The organism is Methylobacterium dankookense (genome assembly GCF_902141855.1).
Taxonomy (GTDB): Bacteria; Pseudomonadota; Alphaproteobacteria; order Rhizobiales; family Beijerinckiaceae; genus Methylobacterium; species Methylobacterium dankookense.
On sequence record NZ_CABFVH010000024.1, the window covers coordinates 1 to 18510 of the forward strand.

An 18510-nucleotide genomic window follows, 5' to 3' on the forward strand; every position below is an offset into this window, starting at 1 on the left:
GGCGACCCTCGCCTCGGCCCAAGCCTTCCTCTACGCCGCTGCCGTCATGATCCTCGTTCGACGGCTGGGACGCGCCTCATGACTTATCGGACGGACTCTGAGATGAAGGCCTGCTCGCCCTCGTGTGCGATGTTGGTCAGGAGCTCCTCCGCCACGAGGTGTTCAAGGCTGATGCCTGCTCCCGGATCGCGGGCAATCATACCCAGCACGCGCGTGAGGGCGTTCAAGCGTCCGTCGAGATGCGCGGCATAGTCCTCTGCGGTCAGGCTGGTGTCGCCGGTGCGGCGCGCCAGCGCGCGCACCGCCATAAGCGTGCTCATGACCCGATGCTGCAGCTCGCCGAGCAGCAGGGTCTGGTGCTCGGCGGCTTTACGGAGGCGCCCTTCCTTCTGACGCAGATCGGTGATGTCGCGCTGGATCGCGATCCAGTGGGTGATGTCCCCGGCCTCGTCGCGCATGGGGGTGATCAGCCAGTCGATGAGGTAGGTGCTGCCGTCCTTGCGGTAGTTCACTGCCTCGCCGTGGAAGGATCTGCCGGCAGCAAGATCGGCGCGCAGGCGGTCGAGCGTGCCGCGCTCGGTCTTCGACCCCTGCAGGAAGCGGGGCGAGCGTCCAACTGCTTCCTCGCGCGTGTAGCCGGTCAACCGGGTGAAGGCCGGATTGGCGTAGACGATGAGGGGTCCGGGCGGCTCCAGATCAGGCGTGGTGATCAGAATGGCCTCGCCCGCAGCCTCAGTCGCAACCCGGAATAACCGTGGATCCAGGCCGCCCTCTTGTCGATCAAGGCAGTCCGCTGAGTTGCCGTCGGATGACCCTGTCACACGCTGGACCTCGTGAGTGTTCCTCCACGGAGAACCGAGGGTCGGAGGTCCTGTTCCGAACCCAGGGTTGCACCCGCATTGCCAACAGAGCGGAGGCAGCAGGCATCAAAGCCTACCGCGGCGAGCCGTTGTGAGGAGCCGCAGGCCTAGCGAACTGGTCGAAACCTGGCGATCGAGCCGAGCCTTGGATTGTCAGTCGAGGTCGGGCTCTGCTGTGACGTCCGCGAAGTACGCCGCCAGCCGGTGCATGGCACCGACATCGTCGCCCTCTATGTGGATTTGCACAGGCCACACCCGATGCTGTTTCCTGAGCTGATGAAGAACCAGCTCGGCCGCATCCGCCGTCTCAGCCTCGGTGTCCCCAAAGACCCGGCACTCGTAATGCTTGCCAATGATGACGACGTTCAAGGGAGCGATCTTCATACACATCAACGTGGCCGCGGAGTGTAAGTTCGAGCTGCACCAGTAGGTTTGAGGCCGAGATCAGACATGCGTAGACCGGCCGCCACGACGGGCGAGCAATGCTCCCCCTCCCATCCTGGCAGCCGGTCCACTGGCTGGATAACTGCGCCCAACCAGGATGGGTTCAGTCACCAGCACCTGTGCCCTCGGATACCTTCCCATGGTTAGCAATCGGTAAATATCGCTAACCGTCCGATGCCGCACCGAAGCAGACACTGAAGTCGACCGCTGGCTAGTGGGTCAGTTCGAAGGCCACGTCCGCCAGGTAGTCCGCGATGCGTTCGCCGGCGGCCCGGTTCTCGCACTCGACCGCGTAGCCCAGTGATAGAACCTCCGACGAGTGTCGGCGGAGCACCGCCTCGGCCGCCAGTGCGGCTTCGCGCTCCGATGTCGCCGTGATGAGGCGCATGCGCCCTTCAACTTCAATGGCGATGCAGCAGTACATGAACATGGTTAAGCCTGACGCGCGAACTGTACACAGAGCTAGGCCGCACGATTGGGCTGGCAACTGCACATACATCAGGGGTGGTGAGAGCAACGTTGGAGCGCCCGCTGCGTTGTCGCAGTAATCCAATCGCGACAGCAGGGACGTGCCCGCAAGGGGCACGGCACGATCTCCTATGGCCGAAGTTCAAAGCAATCCCCGCGAACCAACCCACCTGAACATCTGGGACCGGGTTGAGCGCGAGGCGTTCGCGGCCCGCATGGGCGTCAGCGAGGACAAACTGCGCAAGGCCGTCCAGATGGTTGGCTCGCGCATCACGACGCTGTCCTCCTACCTCAAGATCTGATCGCGCCTCCTGGCGTCAACATCAGAAAGGGCGCCGCAGGGCGCCCCTTCCATGTCCGCAGGCCCTGTAAGACGCTGCTCAGGCAGCCTTGCGCCCACCCTTGCTCTTGCCCGCATCCTCCTCGGCGTCGCCTCAGAGCCCTCGACGTTGATGCGCTCGGCGATCTCGGAGAGGAGCTGGCAACTTCAGGCGCCTTCCTCCGGCACACCCCGGTGCATCATGGCAAGCAAGGTGGCGAGAACGCAGCCGGCGATGATGCCGGCAGTCAGATCTTCAACCAGGGTCAGGCCGAAGGTGGCGAGAAGTACCGCTGCTGTGCGCCAACTCTTCAGGAGCCCCGCGAACTCGCTCTTCTCCGCCATGTTCCAAGAGACGACTACCAGCACTCCCGCCAGAGCCGCCAGCGGCACGAAGCCGGCGAGCGGGGCTGCGACCAGCATGAAGAGAAGGAGGAAGGCCGAGTGCAGCATGCCGGAGACAGGGCTTGCCGCACCGGCACGGACGTTGGTCGCAGTGCGAGCTATCGTGCCGGTCACGCTGATGCCGCCGAACAGGGCCGAAGCGACGTTCGCGATGCCCTGGGCGATCAGTTCCATGTTCGACCGGTGAATGCGATCTGTCATGCTGTCGGCAACCTTGGCAGACAGGAGGCTCTCGATCCCGCCGAGAAGCGTGAAGACCAGGGCAGTCGGGAGGACGTCGCGCAGTAACTGAGGGGTCACCTGCGGTAGCTGCGGCATAGGCAGGCCGTGCGGTAGGCTGCCGAAGCTGCTCCCGATGGTGGCAACGTCGAGGCCGCCTAGCCAAGCTAGGGCGGAGGCGGCGGCAACGGACATGAGCATGCCAGGAAAGGAAGGCTTCCACCGCCGCAGCGCAAAGACCGCGGCAGCGACCCCACAGCCCAGGGCAAGGGCTGTCGGATTAAGGGTGGGCAAGGCGTGGGCGATGGCCACAAGCTTCGGGATGACTGGTCCGGGCTCAGCGCCGGCCAGTCTGAGACCGCCCAGTTCCTTCAACTGACTGGCCAGGATCGTACAGGCGATACCCGCCGTGAAGCCAACGGTGACCGCGTGCGGGATGTGCCGGATCAGCGAACCCAGCCGGAGCGCGCCGACGAGTGTCAGCAACAGGCCGGAGAGCAGCACGGCGAGGAGGGTGCCGTCGACGCCGAAGCGGGCAACGGTGGTCGAGACGAGGACGATGAAAGCTCCTGCCGGGCCGCCGATCTGGAAGCGGCTGCCGCCTAAGGCGGAGACGACGAAGCCGCCCACGATGGCGGCGTAGAGCCCCCGGTCCGGCGAGACCCCGGACGCGACAGCGATGGCCATGGAGAGCGGCAAGGCAACGATGGCGACGGTCAGCCCAGCCATGACGTCGCGGCGGAGCGCGGACAATCGGTAGCCTTCCGCTAGGACGGTGACGAGCTTGGGCTTGAAGAGGTGCGCGGAAGCGGCGCCGTTGGGCATAACTTGGTCTTCGGGTTGTGCGCTCTGGCAGTGAGGAGTCCATTCATCAAAGCTTATGCGCACCGCAACCGCATTGATTCAGCGCAAGAGTTCCCGAGGGTCGCGTCCGCAGGCTGATGTAGACCGATAGGCACCGTGGCACCAGCGCGGCTTCGTCAGTTGGCCGGCGGCTCCTCGTCAGTTGAGCCGTTGAGCGCTTGCAGACTCGTGTCGAGTCGATGGCCTTTGGCGCGGACGGCGCATGCCATGATCCAGGTCAAAGACGGTCCTAGGGTGTCCGTCGCTTGATGAACGGGAGACATCATCTGGATCTGGCCATGTTCGACTACCTGCAGGCCGCGGTCGCCTCCATGAATCCGAAGAGCGGTCCCCCGGACGGGCGCCCGCCGGCTGGTCCGGAGGTCCGGCCCGAGGACGACTTGGACGTCAAGTTGGCGATCTGGATCCTAGTCATCGCGGCGATCCTCTACGTCGTGTCCACCGCAGCGTGAGACGCGTGCCCGCCGGGTGCCGGGTGCGGCGCGGGCGGGCGTTCCTGAGCCGGTTCGGGGAAGGGCCCGTTCCGGCGGGGCATCAAGCAAACCAACGGAGATTGCCATGTCCGCACTCGGCACACCCAACCCGTTCGACCCCTTCGGCGTCGTTGCCTCGATGAACGAGTGGTGCTGCCTGCTGAAGGCGGCGCGGGAGCTCGGGGATGCGGACGCGGAGATGATGGACACGCTGATGGAGGCTGACGCGTCGGGTCCCGCGCCCCTGTCCCCGGCGGCCCAAGCAAAGGTCCGTAACCTCTCCAGGCTGTTGCGCGGCCTGAACGTCGATGTCGATGCCTACCGGCGGCGCGCGCCCGAGGCCATGCGGGGGCTGGAGGCGGCCTGCCTCGCCTGCACGGAGCGCAGTCGTTGCACGCGTGAGCTCTGGACCGGAACGGCGGCGGCGAACTACCCGGGATTCTGCCCGAACGCGGCGGCCCTCGACAAGCTGCGCGCTGCGTGAGCCTCCGCGCCCATGCGTCGGACTCGGGCAGCCAAGGCGCACACGGGCCCCTCGACCGTCGTCCGCACTCTCCGTCATCGACGACCGCAGGGCCGCCCGCGGCCGCCTCTCGACGAGAGGGCGGGATGATGCGCGAGGCGGAGGCGGACACCTCCGATCCAGGGGATCGTACCTACGGTCGTCGGCCTCCCCGACCTCCGAGTGCGACCCAACCGTCGAACGTGCGGGCCTGCACTCACCTTGACATCCATCGACAAGGACGTTGACCACCGAGGCGAGGAAGAGCGGCTTCCGGGACCGAGGCGTCGCCGGCTGCACGGTTGATCCAGCTCAAGGCTCGCACGCCATGCACGGATAGTACGAGAGGCGCGGGGTCCGACAGCAACCAGCCCCGCGCTACCCTGACGACACGGTCGTCCGCTTCCCCGGGAGCGGCGCGGCCGCGCCGCCTCGGAAGTAACCGTCGCTCCGCCACGCGACGCCACGGGCCGCCGGTCAGGGACCGAGGCCCCCAACCGCGAACCCCTGTTTGCCGCCGTGACCCAACGCAAACGCCAACGCCTGCTCATGATCGCATCCTGCGGTGCCGTGCTGACGCTGGCGGTCGGCCTCATCCTCACGGCCTTGAGCGGCTCGGTCGTGTTTTTCCGCTCGCCGAGCGAGATCGCCCTGCAGGGGGTCGGGCCAGGCGTGCGCCTCCGCCTCGGCGGCCTCGTGCAGGAGGGCTCGATCCGGCGCGGGCCCGATCAGACGGTCGACTTCACCGTGACCGACACCAGTGCCTCGGTCCCGGTCCACTACAAGGGCCTGCTGCCCGACCTGTTCCGGGAGGGCCAGGGCGTGGTGGCGGAAGGGCGGTTGGAGCCCGGCGGCCTGTTCCGGGCCGACACGGTGCTGGCCAAGCACGACGAGGCCTACATGCCCCGCGAGGTCGCCGAGGCCCTCAAGGGCCAGGGCCACTGGCAGGGCGGCCGCCCCACGGCCAACTGACCGGGCCCGCGATCCGAGGCGGGATCGCGGGACGCCGATCGCGAGCAAGGTCGGGAGCACGGCCGGGACTCGCGTGGCGCCGTTGAGAAGGCGGCGCCGCCCCGCACCTGCCGTCAACGGTGTTGCCGAGGCCGCTGGCCTCCGGGCGGAGTTCGAACGATGCCGGGCCGGAGATCCGCGGCCAGGCCCCGAGACGGTTCCACCTCCGCCGTGTGCCCGCGTTCCTTCCATGGACCGGGGCTTACGTCCAGACCTCGGGTTCACGTCCCGTCGCGACTTCCGGATCCATCTGGACGGCGAGCCTGAGGCGCGGCACCGTCCTGTCGTACAGAATCCCGAGGATCACGACCGCGGCCGGCCGTCCGGTCGATCCCTGGGCCCGAGCTGGACGACGTCGGAGGCTCCCTTCATCCGACCGCTCGCCACCGCGGTATCGAATGAGCGCGTCGTCGGTCCGGGTCCTCGCCTTCGAAGGCCATGCCTCCGTGCATCCCGCAAGCGTCCAGGGATCCGGGCGTCTGGGGAACGGGGTGTGGCCGTGTCAGGCGGCCCTCGGCCCCGTCAGCACCCGCCAATACGCCGCCGCGAAGCCGAGGAACGCCATCGCCCATAGGGCGCCCGCCACAGGCAGGAGCGACCCGGTCCAGGCCGGATGCAGCGAGGCGCAGACCCGCGCCAGCACCGACGCGGTCGCCAGGACGTAGACCGTCCGCACGGCCGGCGAGGCGGCGAGTGGCCGCCCGGTGTGCCCAAGGCTCGCCCGCGACATGACGGCGAGCGTCATCACCCCGACGGCCCCTCCCGTCCAGGCATGGATGCCGGCCCCGACCGGGACGAGCCCGAGCGCGGAGGCCCCGACGAGGACGAAGCCGAGCGGCACGAAGGCATAGGCCACTTGCAGGACGAGCACGAGCGGGTCGGGCCAGGTGCGGTCGCCGGCCCAGCGTGCCAGGCGGGCCGCCTGGACCAGTCCGGTGACGACCAGGGCCGCGCCCGTCGCGCGGCTGCCCGGCGCGAGCGTCCAGCCGGCCAAGGCCGCGACGGCGAGGATCATCGAGGCCTTGTCGAAGGTCCCGAAGGAGGCGGGCATGCGGCCCGGGTTCTCGCGTGCCAGCCAGTTGCGGGTGAAGCTCGGGACGATGCGCCCTCCGATCAGCATCACCATTGCCAGCGCCGCGGCGATGCCCACCCGGATGCCGTACTCGGCCGTGCCGGACCGGTAGGCTTCGACGTGGAAGAGGGCGTTGCCGGCCAGCAAGGCCGACAGCGCGACGAGCACCTTGAGGTTCCGCCAGTTGCGGCCCGCTACGACCTCGCGGGCGATGGCGGCCGTGAGGAGCGTGAGGAACGAGAGGTCGAGCAGGGCCGCGGGAAGCCAGCCCAGGACGGCCGAGAAGGCCACGGCGAACCGGCCCGCCAGCCAGGCCGCCACGAGCAGGAGGAGGGGACCGCCTTGCAGGGGCAGCCGACCGGTCCAGTTCGGGACCGCCGTCAGCAGGAAGCCGGCCATGACCGCCCCCGCGAAGCCGTAGAGCATCTCGTGGACGTGCCAGTCGCGGGGCGCTAACGCCGTCGGTAGCGCGAGGTCGCCGACGAACATGGGCAGCCACGCCAGGACCGCGAGTCCGGCGTAGAGCGAGCCGAGCAGGAAGAACGGCCGGAAACCGTATGACAGGACCGCGGGTCCCTCGTAGGCCCGCAAGCGCGGTATCGGAGCCATCGTCCACCTTCCTTCGCGCGGCGCGCGTAACCAGCCGGGTCCGCCGCCCGGCCTCCCCGATACTGCGTCGGGTCGCGGCGAGGCATGATTCAGATCAATGCCGGTGCGGGAGGGGCGGGCATCTTGGCGCCGGGCAACGAACGGACGGGTGACGAAGTGCTTTCCTGGTTGAGAAGCCGCGCGACGCGGCACGCGCCGCAGGGTGATGCGGACCTTCCGCCCGGCCGCCGCGACCCGCTCGACACCGACGTGCTCGACTGCCTCCTCGACGTGCTCGACCCCGAAGTCGGCATCAGCGTGGTCCATCTCGGCCTCGTCTACCGGGCGGCGAGGACACCCGACCGCATCGAGGTCGACCTGACCCTGACGGCCCGGACCTGCCCGCTCGCCGGCCTGATCGTGGAGGATGCGCACGATTGCCTCCGGCGCCGCTTCAACGATTGCCGGGACATAGAGGTGAGGCTGGTCTGGACCCCGGGCTGGACTCCTGACCGCATCTCCGACCTTGGCTTGGCGCTGCTCGGGCGCCCGCCGCGGGGCCTCTCCTGATCGCAGGCATGCACGGCCAGGTTCACCCTCGGGCTACCGAGGCCCTAGGGTCAGCGAAGGACAGCGTCGTGCCCCACGTTCCCATCCCCGTCCCCGCCGCTCGGCAGCCGAAGGATCTCAAGCCGAGCGTACCGGCGCCGCCGGTCCAGCTGGTTCCCGTTCCGGACCGTACCGTCCATCCGCTGCGCCGCGCGGTCCTGGCCTGCGCGGTGGGAGCCTTGCTTGCGGGCCTCTGGGCGGGCTTGGCTCGCCTGGGATGGGAGTTGCCGCGTGCGGCGTCGCTCGCGAGCCTGCACGGCCCGCTGCTGGTCTCGGGTGTGTTCGGCACGCTCGTCGCCCTGGAACGCGCCGTCGCGCTGGAGGGGCGGTGGCCCTTTGCGGCTCCGGCGCTCTCGGGGACAGGATCGATTCTGTTGGTGGCCGGCGCGCCGACCGCGGCCGGCGCCTGGGCCTACGTCTTGGCGGCGGCGGTCCTCACGGCCGCCTCGCTCCTCGCGGTGCGGCGACAGCCGGCCGCCTTCACGGCCTCGCTCGCGCTGGGCGCCGCCGCGTGGCTGATCGGGTCGGGGCTATGGGCTCTCGACCATCCGGTGTCGGACCTCGCGGGCTGGTGGCTGGCCTTCCTGGTGCTCACCATCGTCGGCGAGCGCCTCGAACTCAGCCGCCTCATGCCGCGCAGCGGCTTAAGCCTGCCGCTCTACCTGCTTGCCACGGGGACCTTCCTAGCGGGGGCCGGAGAGGGGCTTTACACCGCCCGCGGGGCCGGCCTGGCGGGCCTCGGCCTCCTCGCGCTCACGGCCTGGCTGGCCCGGCACGACATCGCCCTGCGCACTGTGCGGCTCGGCGGCCAAGCCCGGTTCATGGCGATCTGCATGCTCGCCGGCTACGTGTGGCTGGCGGCGGCGGGCATCCTGCTCCTGGTCGCTCCGCCGGGGACGCACGCCTACGGGTACGACATGGCGCTCCATGCCATCCTTCTCGGGTTCGTGCTCTCGATGGTGTTCGGGCACGCCCTGATCATCCTCCCCGCCGTCGTCCGCATCCGCCCCCGCTTCCGCGCCGGCCTCTACCTGCCGCTCGCCGTCCTGCACGGATCGGTCGCCCTGCGCGTCGCGTCCGACCTGCTCGGCGCGGAGGCGGGCCGCCGGTGGAGCGGCCTCGTCACGGTTGCCGCCATCGCGGGCTTCGCGGCCTGCATCGCGCTCTCCACGCGGGGCGCCCGCTCCGACCACGCGCGGAGCGGCGCGTGAACGAGTTCGCCGCCGCCCTCGGGATCTTCCTCGCCGCGCACGCGATCCCGGCCTCGCCACACGTGCGCACGCGCCTCGTCGGCCTGCTCGGTCGCGGTCCCTATCTCGCGGGGTACTCCGTCCTGTCCACCGGACTGCTCGCCTGGCTCGTCGTCGCGGTAAGGCGGGCCGACACGGTGGAGCTCTGGGCGGCGGCACCCTGGCAATGGCACGTGACGATCCTCGTGATGCCGCTCGCCTTGTTCCTCATCGTGGCCGGCGTGCTCGCCTCGAACCCGCTCTCCGTGTCGCTGCGGCCGGGCGACGAGCCCGGCCCGGTCTGTGCGGTCACCCGCCACCCCCTGCTCTGGGGCTTCCTCCTCTGGGCGGTCGCCCACATCCCTCCGAACGGCGACCTGACCTCCGCCATACTCTTCGGCGCGTTGGCCGCATTCGCCGCCATCGGCATGCCGCTCTTGGACGCCAAGGCGCGCCGGCGGCTGGGGCGTGGACGCTGGGAAGCCATGGCACGGCGGACTTCGGTCCTCCCGTTCGCGGCACTTCTAGGTGGACGCGCCCCCGTCCGGGGCGTGGGACGGCTGATCCCACCGGCAGCGGCGACCGGTTTGCTCTACGCCTGGTTCCTGCTGCAGGGCCACGCGTTGCTGATCGGCCCCGACCCTCTCGCCACGCTCCGGGCGCTCGGTTGATCCCGGTCACCGGGAGCGGAGGCCTGCCCCGACGCCCGCGTTCCCCCGGCGATGGACGCCGGATGCCGGCGGCACGGGTCAACGTCTCGCCACCAGCCATGCCGTGCCGGGAGGACGGGGCCCGGCCTGCGGTGTCACGCGGACGATTGAGCCACATCAAGGCAGCGCGGCCGGAGAATATCTTATCGCTGGCCTCCGAGGCTCAGGTGCCCCCTTTGCCCCGAGTATGACAGGGAAGAACGCGCATGCGCGAGGATCTGAGGACGCTCTACGGCGATGAGCGCCTACCCCGCTACACCAGCTATCCCGCGAGCCCGCATTTCGGTCCGCAGGTGGATGCCGGCATCTACGCGGACTGGCTGGGCGCGCTCCCGGCAGGCACGACGGCGTCGCTCTACCTGCACGTCCCCTTCTGCCGCTCGATGTGTTGGTACTGCGGCTGCCACACCAGCATCACTCGGCACGACGCGCCCATCGCCGACTACCTGTCGACGCTGCGAGCCGAGATCGGCATCGTCGCCCGCCAGCTCGACCGTTCGCAGCGGGTCCGTCACGTGCATTTCGGCGGCGGCACCCCCACCATCGTCGCGCCGGACGCCTTCCGCGACCTCCTCGGCCTGCTGCGCGACACCTTCCGCCTCGATCCGGACGCCGAGGTCGCGGTCGAGATCGACCCCCGTACTCTCACGCCCGAGATGACCCTCGCCCTTGGCAAGGCCGGGGTAACGCGGGCGAGCCTCGGGGTCCAGAGCTTCGACCCGGCGGTGCAGCAGGCGATCCGGCGTCGCCAGGGCTACGACGTCACCGAAGCCTCGGTCGCCGGGTTGCGGGCGGCCGGGGTCCGCGGGATCAACCTCGACCTGATCTACGGCCTGCCGCACCAGACGGTGGCCTCCTGCGTCGAGACCGTGCGGCAATGCCTGGGCCTGCGCCCCGACCGCCTCGCGGTGTTCGGCTACGCGCACGTGCCGAGCTTCAAGAAGCACCAGCGCCACATCGACGAGGCGACCATGCCCGATGGCGCCGCCCGCCAGGCACAGGCCGAGGCCATTGCCGGGGCGCTCGCGGAGGCCGGCTATGTCCGGATCGGCCTCGACCACTACGCCCTGCCAGCCGATCCCATGGCGGTCGCCAACGCGGCAGGCACGTTGCGCCGGAACTTCCAGGGCTACACCACCGATCCCGCCGAGGTGCTGATCGGCTTCGGCGCTTCCTCCATCGGGCGGTTGCCCCAGGGCTACGTGCAGAACGAACCGGCCCTACGCGCCTATGCCGAGCGCGTCGCGAGGGGCGGACTCGCCACCGTGAAGGGCTACGCCCTGACGCCGGACGACCGCCTCCGAGCCGACCTGATCGAGCGGATCATGTGCGATTTCGCCGTCGATGTCGGGGCGGTTTGCCGCGCTCATGGCCGCAACCCGGACGCGATCCTCGCCGCCACCCCGCGCCTGGCCATCCTCGCGGGGCACGGCCTCGTCCGACGCGACGGTCGCGTCCTGAGCATCCCGGACGGCGCCAGGGCCTTCGTGCGCAACGTCGCCGCCGCCTTCGACGCCCATCTCGGGACGTCCGCCGCGGTGCACAGCCGCGCCGCCTAGCTTTCAGGGTCGTGCCGGGAGCCGCCGGCCGAGTCGGACCGCCCAAGCCGACAGGTGCGCCGGCGTGACGACGGTTGCCATCGTCGCAGCGCGTAGGCCTCTGGCAGGGGATGCGCCGGGACCGGCGACCGCCGGCCGTTGGCAGGCTCCCTTGTCGGCCGCGGCGGCCGGTCGGGATCTGGCTTGGGCTTGGACAGCGCGGACCCCGCTCGGCTAAGCCCGTCGCGGAGTGGTTCACGAACCTACTTAAAGGTGTAGAACCCGGCCTCAGGACCTCACCGACGAAGGGCTTGTTCGACCCGTGCGACCAGCATGACGAAGCTTGAGGATCGACTCGGCTCGCAGCTCGGCGGTGACGATCCGTCCTCCGGCGAGGAGCTAAGGCTCACGCTCGAGGAGGCGGGCATCTGCAGCTGGGCGCTGGACATCCCGACCGGCCGCGCCACGGTCTCGCCCACCTGCGCCCAGCTCTTCGGCGTCCCGCCCGAGCGCCTGGCGAGCTTCGAGGCCACCCAGGCGCTCGTGCACGAGGACGACCGCGCGGCCCGGGCGGGAGCGATCCGGGGCGCTTTGGAGCGCGGCGGCAGCTACGAGGTCGATTACCGCGCGGTGCATCCCGACGGATCGCTCCGCTGGCTGCGCTCGCGCGGCCGGGTGCAGCTCGGCCCGGACGGCCGGCCGTGCCGGCACCGGGGCGTGATCTTCAGCATCCACGAGCAGCGGCAGGCCGACGAGGAGCTGCGCGCCCGCGAGGCGCATCTGCGCTCGATCCTCGACACCGTACCCGACGCCATGGTGGTCATCGACGAGCAGGCCCGGATCAAGTCCTTCAGCGCCGCCGCCGTGCGCCAGTTCGGCTACGCGCCCGACGAGGTGGAGGGCCGCAACGTCAGCCTGCTGATGCCCGAGCCCTACCGCACCCAGCACGACGCCTACATGGCCCGCTACCTCGCGACCGGGGAGCGGCGCATCATCGGCATCGGCCGCGTCGTGGTCGGCCAGCGCCGGGACGGCTCGACCTTCCCGATGGAGCTGTCGGTCGGCGAGATGCGCTCGGGCGGCGAGCGCTACTTCACGGGCTTCATCCGGGACCTGACCGAGCGCAACCAGACCGAGACGCGCCTGCAGGCGTTGCAGTCCGAGCTCGTGCACATGTCCCGCTTCACCGCGCTCGGCGAGATGGCCTCGACGCTCGCCCACGAGATCAACCAGCCGCTGACCGCGATCGCGAGCTACCTCAAGGGCTGTCGGCGCATCCTCGCGCGCATGGAGGGCGCGGAGGTGGCGCGCCTCGCCGACGCAGTGAACCAGGCCGCCGAGCAGGCGCTGCGGGCGGGGCAGGTCATCCGGCACCTGCGCGAGTTCGTGGCGCGCGGCGAGAGCGAGCGGCACATCGAGGGTCTGCCCAAGCTGATCGAGGAGGCGAGCGCGCTCGCCCTCGTCGGCGCCAAGGAGAAGGGCGTGCGCGTGCGCTTCGACCTCGACCCGGACGCCCCCCTCGTGCTGGCGGACCGGATCCAGGTGCAGCAGGTGCTGCTCAACCTCATCCGCAACGCCATCGAGGCCATGCAGGGCGCGCCGCGCCGCGAGCTCGTCGTCGGCACGCGCGCGCTGCCGGACGACGGGCTCGTGGAGGTCACCGTGGCCGATACCGGCAGCGGCATCGCGCCCGAGGTGGCCGCCCAGCTCTTCCAGCCCTTCGTGACCACGAAGGCGAACGGGATGGGGGTCGGCCTCTCGATCTGCCGCACCATCGTGGAGGCGCACGGCGGCAAGATCCTGGTCGAGCCCGGCCCCGCGGGCGGGACGACCTTTCGCTTCACCCTGCGCACCGTCGACCGAAAGGAGCTCGCACATGCCCAGTGACGCGCCCAGTGACGCGCCCGTGCACGTCGTCGACGACGACCTCGCGGTCCGCCAGGCGCTCGCCTTCCTGCTTGCCAGCGACGGGCTGACGGTCCGCGTGCACGAATCCGCCAGCGCCTATCTGGCTGCCGTGGTCGATCCCGGCGGCTGCATCCTGACCGACGTGCGCATGCCCGAGCTCGATGGCATCGAGTTCCTGCGCCGTCTCCGCCAGCGGGGGCCGATGCCGCCCGTCATCGTCATGACGGGCCACGCGGACGTGCCGCTCGCCGTCGAGGCCATGCGGGCGGGCGCCGTCGACTTCATCGAGAAGCCGTTCGACGACGAGGTGCTGCTCGCCAGCGTCCGCTCGGCCCTGGCCCAGGCGGCGCGCAGCCTGAACCGCGCGGCCCACCAGAGCGCGGTGCGGGCGCGCCTTGCCACACTCTCCGAGCGTGAGCGCCAGGTGCTGGACGGGCTGGTCGCCGGCAAGGCCAACAAGGTCATCGGCCTCGACCTCGGCATCAGCCCGCGGACCGTCGAGATCTACCGGGCCAACGTCATGGCGAAGCTGCAGGCGGGCAGCCTGTCCGAGCTGGTCAGGATGGCGCTCCTCGCAGGGGATCCGCACGGCGGGTGATGCGTTGGCGATTCGGTCCGTCCCGACTTGAAGCGTGTTGCCGCTCCGGAGCACTAGCACGGTCTCGACCTTGTGTGCGGCATGGCTCCGGCATGGTCTCGGCGCGGTTACGTACTGTTCCTTAGCGGTTGTCCCTGAGTTTCGTGCCGGCGTTCCACGCGATAGCCATGCGCCCACGTCACGCTTTCACGCCGAGGGGGGCCATGCGGTTCGCACGCGCCATTGCGGGAAGGAAGGATCCTCCCTGCGCCGACCAACCCGAACCGCGGTCCGCGCGGCAGGGTACCGCGGCGCCCGACGAGGTTCGCGCTCGACCTGCCGCGACAGCCTCGCCCATGGCCGCGCCGGAAACGCGCGACATGGCCGGCCCCGACGACGCGCAGCCCCGGGCTTCCTTGGGCGCGCTGGGGCCGCTCGTCCCCTATGCCCTGCGCTACCGGGGGCGGATGGGCGCGGCCTTCGCGGCGCTGGCCGCCGCCGCCGGCGCGACCTTGCTGGTGCCGATGGCGATCCGGCGCGTGGTCGACCTCGGCTTCTCGCAGGCAGGCCCCACGATGATCGACGCCTACTTCGGCGCGCTGGTCGGCGTCGTGGCCGCGCTCGCCCTCGCGAGCGCGGCCCGCTACTACTTCGTGGCCACCTTGGGCGAGCGCGTGGTCGCGGACCTGCGCGCCGCCGTCTTCGCCCGGCTGACGAGCCTCGATCCCGCCTTCTTCGACCGCGCCCGCAGCGGTGAGCTGGTCTCGCGGCTCACGGCGGACGCTACGCAGGTCAAGTCGGTCTTCGGCACCTCGCTTTCGGTCCTGTTGCGGAACGCCTTCCTGTTCCTCGGCGCGGTCGCCATGATGGTTTGGACCAGCCCGAGGCTCTCCGTGCTGGTGCTCGCCGCGATCCCGCTGATCGTCTTCCCGCTGATCCTCTCGGGCCGCGGCGTGCGCCGGCGCTCGCGCGCCGCCCAGGACCGGCTCGCCGACGCCTCGGCCTACGCGGCGGAAGCCGTAGGGGCGGTGCGCACCATGCAGGCCTTCGGGATGGGGCCGGCGACGGCCGCGCGCTTCGCGGCGGCCTCGGATGAGGCCTTCCTCGCCGCCAGCCGGTCCGCCCGGGCCCGGGCGCTGCTCACGGGCGTGGCCATCTTCCTCGTCTCCGCGAGCGTCGTCGGCGTGCTGTGGTACGGCGCGCAAGGGGTGGCGACCGGCGAGATGTCGGCCGGGCAGCTGTCCCAGTTCGTGCTCTACGCGGTGTTCGGCGCGGGCGCGCTTGGGCAGCTCTCCGAGGTATACGGCGAACTCACGCTGGCGGCGGGGGCCGCCGAGCGTCTGGCCGAGATCCTGCAAACGGAGCCCGCCATCGCGGCGCCGCCTGAGCCGCGCGCCCTGCCGGTCCCGCCGCGGGGCGAGGTCGTTTTCGAGCGGGTGTCCTTCGCCTATCCTGCCCGACCGGAGCGGCCGGCCCTGCACGACCTCTTCTTCACGGTGGCGCCAGGCGAGCGCGTCGCCCTCGTCGGCCCCTCGGGGGCCGGCAAGAGCACGGTGCTGCAGCTGCTCCTGCGCTTCTACGACGCGCAAGGCGGCCGCGTGCTCGTCGACGGCGTCGACGTGGCCCAGGCCGATCCCGAAGCCCTGCGCGCCCGCATGGCGCTCGTGCCGCAGGACCCGACCGTGTTCTCTGGCACCGTCCTGGAGAACATCCGCTACGGCCGCACCGAGGCCGGCGAGGCCGAGGTGGTGCGTGCCGCGAAGCAGGCCCATGCCGACGGCTTCATCCGCACCCTGCCGCAGGGCTACGCGACGCACCTCGGCGAACGGGGGGTCACGCTGTCAGGCGGCCAGCGCCAGCGCATCGCGATCGCCCGCGCCATCCTAAAGGACGCGCCGGTCCTGCTCCTCGACGAGGCGACCTCGGCCCTCGACGCCGAGAGCGAGCGCGCGGTGCAGGCCGCGTTCGACGAGTTGATGCGCGGGCGCACGACCCTCGTCGTCGCCCACCGCCTCGCGACGGTCCGCGCCGCCGACCGCATCCTCGTCCTCGACGAGGGGCGCGTCGTGGAGGAGGGCCGCCACGAGGCGCTGATCGCGCGTAATGGGCTCTACGCGCAGCTTGCCGCCTTGCAATTCGAGGAGCCGTCGGCCGGGGCGCGGACCAACTTGCGTCCCGCCGCTTGATGGGCACACTCGACCCCTCCCTCGTCGACGGGATGCCCCCCTTCGCCGACCTCACGCCCGCGGACCTCGATTTCGTGCTGTCCCTGGCCAAGCCGGTCCGGTACCCCAAGGGCACGGCGGTCTTCGCGCAGGGCGGCACGGCGGATAGCTTCTTCGTGCTCCTGCACGGCCACCTGCAGGTCGTGAAGCTTACTCCCGAAGGCCGGCAAGTCGTGCTTCGGTACGTGTCGCCGGGGGAGATGTTCGGCATCGCCGTCCAGACGGGGCGCGCAGCCTACCCCGCCACGGCGGTCGCGGTGGCCGACAGCATCGCCCTGGCCTGGCCGTCCGATTGCTGGCCCGCCCTGCTGACGCGCTGCCCGGCCCTGGCGGCGGGCATCATGCGCACCGTCGGGTCGAGGCTCGACGAGGCACACCTGCGCGTCGTGGAGATGTCGACCCAGGAGGTCGAGCGCAGGGTCGCGCATGCGTTGGTGCGCCTCGTGCGGCAGGCGGGCCGCCCGGTGGGCGAAGGGATCCGCATCGACTTCCCGATCACCCGGGAGGACGTCGCCCAGATGACCGGGACGACGCTGCACACCGTGAGCCGAATCCTCAGCTCCTGGGAGCAGCAGGGCCTCGTCGAGAGCGGGCGGCAGAGGATCGTCGTCCGCGATCCTGACCGGCTGTTCGCCCTCGCCGAGCGCGACGGCGCGCGTTAAGCGCTCGCCCGCCTGGGAACGGGTGCCGCCGGCAACGGTCGAAGGCCGGGCGGAGGCCCACCGGACGGGTCCGTGTCCCTGCCGAGCCTCCGCCATGCCGTGGAACGTCCTGCGGGCTTGGTCCTGGGTCCGGGACGACGAGGCGGACCGCCTGTTATCGCCGCGTCACCCTGTCGCCCGGAGAAGGAGACCGGTCCGGGCGGCTCTCCGGGAGGGGTGACGTTCCGCCGTCGCGCCGGACCCCGGAGGACGTCCGCCGGCATTCCGAGGCGAGATCTCGTGAGCGCGCGGAAGGCCGGCCGCGGGTCCATCGGGGCGGTGTCGGCCTCGCGCCGCCGTCGCAGGCTGGTCAGCCGGCGACGGCGGCGTAAGCCACGAAGATCGCCCCGCCGAGCACGGCGACGTAGCCGTATAGCGCGATCCGCCAGCTGGCCCGGGCGCGTCCAAGCTCCAGGAAATCGCGCAGGATCAACACCGCCTTGAAGCCGGACACCGCGACGAGCGCGGCGATTCCGAGCACGCCCAGGGGCGAGCTGCCGTTCGGTCCTCCGGTCCACATGGCCATGCCCGTGAGAGCAAGAAGGACGAGCCAGGCGCGGGCAGGAGGGCCCGTCATGATCGAAGCAAGTAGACGAGAGGATAGAGGAGAACCCAGATCAAGTCGACCATGTGCCAGAATGCGGTACCGGTCTCGATGTTTTCGAGGCTATCGTTAAAGTATATAATTCCGATTATGACCACTCCAAGCACCACATGCATTGCGTGAAATCCGGTCATAAGAAAATAGAGAGTCCAGAACGTATTGGTGTCGATGTCGATCCCGTGCGCGAACTTATCGGCATAGTCGACGGCCTTGGTCCCGAGGAAGGCGAGGCCCAGCACCATGGAACCGATCAGGGCCGGCCCCGGGTCGAGACCGGCGCGCTTTCGCTGAAGCGCGACCGCCGCCGACCAGCCGCTCGTGACCAGGACGACGGTGGCGATACCGCCCAGCACGCGGCCGACCCGCGCCTGCGAGGCTTCGAAGCCCGTAGGGTCGAGGGCGTGCGCGACGGCGAAGCCGACGAAGAATGCGCCGAATACGCCGAGCTCTCCCAGGATCAGGATCCACATCATGGGATTTCCGGGGAGCCCGGACAGCGGCCCCCAATCGTCCCCGGCGGTCGGGGAGGGAGCGGGCGTGTGGTGCGGGGGAACGGTCATGGCCTTGTCGCGGAAGTCCCTAACGCGGGATGGAGCCCCCGTGTTTGTTCCAGCGCAAAGTCCGGAGGCGGTGGCGCAAGTAAGAGGGAGGCCCGGCCACTCAGGCGAGGCGGGGGCAGGATCCGAGGAGGGTGCCGTTGGCCGATTCGAGCGGAGTTGATCCGTAATGAGCGAACGATTCACCAAGGCCGCGGCCCGGAACATCTTCTACGGCGGTTCGGCGTTCTTCTTCGTGGCTTTCATCGCGCTGACCGCGCACAGCCACTACTACATCGTTCGCGCGAGCACGGACGCGGCCGGCCTGACCGACAGCGTGGCGCGGGGCAAGCACGTCTGGGAGCGCAACTCCTGCATCAATTGCCACTCCCTCCACGGCGAGGGCGCCTACTTCGCTCCGGAGCTGGGCAATGTCTGGGTCCGGTACGGCGGCCCCAAGGACCCCGAGGGCGCGCGCGCCGCGCTGATCGCCTGGATGCAGTCGCAGCCGAGCGGCGTCCCGGGACGCCGGCAGATGCCGAATTTCCACCTGAACGATCAGGACCTCAATGCCTTGGTCGACTTCCTGGAGTGGGCCAGCCGAACCAATAAGCAGGGCTGGCCGCCCAACGACGCCGGTTGAGGAGA

At 70.2% G+C, this 18510-nt stretch carries 20 protein-coding genes; 13 read left to right on the plus strand and 7 right to left on the minus strand.

The window, feature by feature from the left end; all coding sequences use genetic code 11:
* Positions 1-83 precede the first annotated feature (83 nt).
* From MTDSW087_RS17380 to MTDSW087_RS17390, 3 genes are all read right to left on the minus strand, one after another.
* Positions 84-821 (minus strand): PAS domain-containing protein, encoded by a 738-nt coding sequence (locus MTDSW087_RS17380; RefSeq protein ID WP_144766004.1) that lies wholly within the window; start codon positions 819-821, stop codon positions 84-86.
* Positions 822-1013: 192 nt separating this feature from the next.
* Entirely contained in the window at positions 1014-1229 is a 216-nt protein-coding gene (locus MTDSW087_RS17385; protein ID WP_238179275.1) for a hypothetical protein, read from the minus strand.
* A 286-nt stretch (positions 1230-1515) separates the two neighbouring features.
* Positions 1516-1734: a hypothetical protein gene (locus MTDSW087_RS17390; RefSeq protein ID WP_144766008.1), complete on the minus strand. Its 219-nt coding sequence runs from the start codon at positions 1732-1734 to the stop codon at positions 1516-1518.
* 169 nt (positions 1735-1903) lie between these two features.
* Between MTDSW087_RS17390 and MTDSW087_RS17395 the strand changes: the two genes are divergently transcribed.
* Entirely contained in the window at positions 1904-2074 is a 171-nt protein-coding gene (locus MTDSW087_RS17395; RefSeq protein ID WP_144766010.1) for a DUF3606 domain-containing protein, read from the plus strand.
* Positions 2075-2259: 185 nt separating this feature from the next.
* Here MTDSW087_RS17395 and MTDSW087_RS17400 read toward each other — a convergent pair whose 3' ends face one another.
* Positions 2260-3540, minus strand: coding sequence for a SulP family inorganic anion transporter (locus tag MTDSW087_RS17400; RefSeq protein WP_144766011.1), 1281 nt, complete (start codon positions 3538-3540; stop codon positions 2260-2262).
* A 317-nt stretch (positions 3541-3857) separates the two neighbouring features.
* Here MTDSW087_RS17400 and MTDSW087_RS30235 point away from each other — a divergent pair, with 317 nt between their 5' ends.
* The 3 genes from MTDSW087_RS30235 to ccmE all read left to right on the plus strand — a co-directional run bounded on the left by MTDSW087_RS30235 (position 3858) and on the right by ccmE (position 5526).
* Positions 3858-4031 carry a hypothetical protein gene (locus MTDSW087_RS30235; protein ID WP_186383884.1) on the plus strand — a complete coding sequence of 58 codons (174 nt, stop codon included), beginning with the start codon at positions 3858-3860 and terminating at the stop codon, positions 4029-4031.
* 106 nt (positions 4032-4137) lie between these two features.
* Positions 4138-4536 carry a DUF6455 family protein gene (locus tag MTDSW087_RS17405; RefSeq protein ID WP_144766013.1) on the plus strand — a complete coding sequence of 133 codons (399 nt, stop codon included), beginning with the start codon at positions 4138-4140 and terminating at the stop codon, positions 4534-4536.
* A 537-nt stretch (positions 4537-5073) separates the two neighbouring features.
* Positions 5074-5526 carry a cytochrome c maturation protein CcmE gene (ccmE, locus tag MTDSW087_RS17410; RefSeq protein ID WP_280525278.1) on the plus strand — a complete coding sequence of 151 codons (453 nt, stop codon included), beginning with the start codon at positions 5074-5076 and terminating at the stop codon, positions 5524-5526.
* 541 nt (positions 5527-6067) lie between these two features.
* Here ccmE and MTDSW087_RS17415 read toward each other — a convergent pair.
* On the minus strand, positions 6068-7246 hold the full coding sequence (locus MTDSW087_RS17415) for an NnrS family protein (protein WP_144766017.1): 1179 nt from the start codon (positions 7244-7246) through the stop codon (positions 6068-6070).
* A gap of 168 nt (positions 7247-7414) precedes the next feature.
* Here MTDSW087_RS17415 and MTDSW087_RS17420 point away from each other — a divergent pair, with 168 nt between their 5' ends.
* The 8 genes from MTDSW087_RS17420 to MTDSW087_RS17455 all read left to right on the plus strand — a co-directional run bounded on the left by MTDSW087_RS17420 (position 7415) and on the right by MTDSW087_RS17455 (position 16683).
* Positions 7415-7795, plus strand: a complete 381-nt coding sequence (locus MTDSW087_RS17420; protein ID WP_238179277.1) for a metal-sulfur cluster assembly factor — start codon at positions 7415-7417, stop codon at positions 7793-7795.
* Between the two features lie 68 nt (positions 7796-7863).
* Positions 7864-9045 (plus strand): hypothetical protein, encoded by a 1182-nt coding sequence (locus MTDSW087_RS17425; protein WP_238179279.1) that lies wholly within the window; start codon positions 7864-7866, stop codon positions 9043-9045.
* Positions 9042-9734: an NnrU family protein gene (locus MTDSW087_RS17430; RefSeq protein WP_144766021.1), complete on the plus strand. Its 693-nt coding sequence runs from the start codon at positions 9042-9044 to the stop codon at positions 9732-9734. Before MTDSW087_RS17425 ends, MTDSW087_RS17430 begins: the two co-directional genes overlap by 4 nt.
* Positions 9735-9979: 245 nt before the next feature.
* Complete coding sequence (gene hemN / locus MTDSW087_RS17435) at positions 9980-11332, plus strand: oxygen-independent coproporphyrinogen III oxidase (RefSeq protein WP_144766023.1); 1353 nt, start codon at positions 9980-9982, stop codon at positions 11330-11332.
* Positions 11333-11644: 312 nt separating this feature from the next.
* Positions 11645-13198, plus strand: coding sequence for a PAS domain S-box protein (locus MTDSW087_RS17440; RefSeq protein WP_144766025.1), 1554 nt, complete (start codon positions 11645-11647; stop codon positions 13196-13198).
* Entirely contained in the window at positions 13188-13817 is a 630-nt protein-coding gene (gene fixJ / locus MTDSW087_RS17445; protein ID WP_144766027.1) for a response regulator FixJ, read from the plus strand. Before MTDSW087_RS17440 ends, fixJ begins: the two co-directional genes overlap by 11 nt.
* Positions 13818-14176: 359 nt before the next feature.
* Entirely contained in the window at positions 14177-15982 is a 1806-nt protein-coding gene (locus MTDSW087_RS17450; RefSeq protein WP_144766029.1) for an ABC transporter transmembrane domain-containing protein, read from the plus strand.
* Positions 15982-16683, plus strand: a complete 702-nt coding sequence (locus MTDSW087_RS17455) for a Crp/Fnr family transcriptional regulator (protein WP_144766031.1) — start codon at positions 15982-15984, stop codon at positions 16681-16683. The genes MTDSW087_RS17450 and MTDSW087_RS17455 overlap by 1 nt, the downstream gene beginning before the upstream one ends.
* Before the next feature lie 349 nt (positions 16684-17032).
* Here the strand turns inward: MTDSW087_RS17455 and MTDSW087_RS17460 are convergent, their stop codons facing one another.
* Both MTDSW087_RS17460 and MTDSW087_RS17465 read right to left on the minus strand, forming a co-directional pair.
* Entirely contained in the window at positions 17033-17299 is a 267-nt protein-coding gene (locus tag MTDSW087_RS17460; RefSeq protein ID WP_144766033.1) for a cytochrome C oxidase subunit IV family protein, read from the minus strand.
* Positions 17296-17799, minus strand: a complete 504-nt coding sequence (locus tag MTDSW087_RS17465) for a cytochrome c oxidase subunit 3 (protein WP_238179283.1) — start codon at positions 17797-17799, stop codon at positions 17296-17298. The genes MTDSW087_RS17460 and MTDSW087_RS17465 overlap by 4 nt, the downstream gene beginning before the upstream one ends.
* Before the next feature lie 253 nt (positions 17800-18052).
* Between MTDSW087_RS17465 and MTDSW087_RS17470 the strand changes: the two genes are divergently transcribed.
* Complete coding sequence (locus MTDSW087_RS17470) at positions 18053-18505, plus strand: c-type cytochrome (RefSeq protein ID WP_144766037.1); 453 nt, start codon at positions 18053-18055, stop codon at positions 18503-18505.
* The last annotated feature ends 5 nt before the right edge of the window (positions 18506-18510 follow it).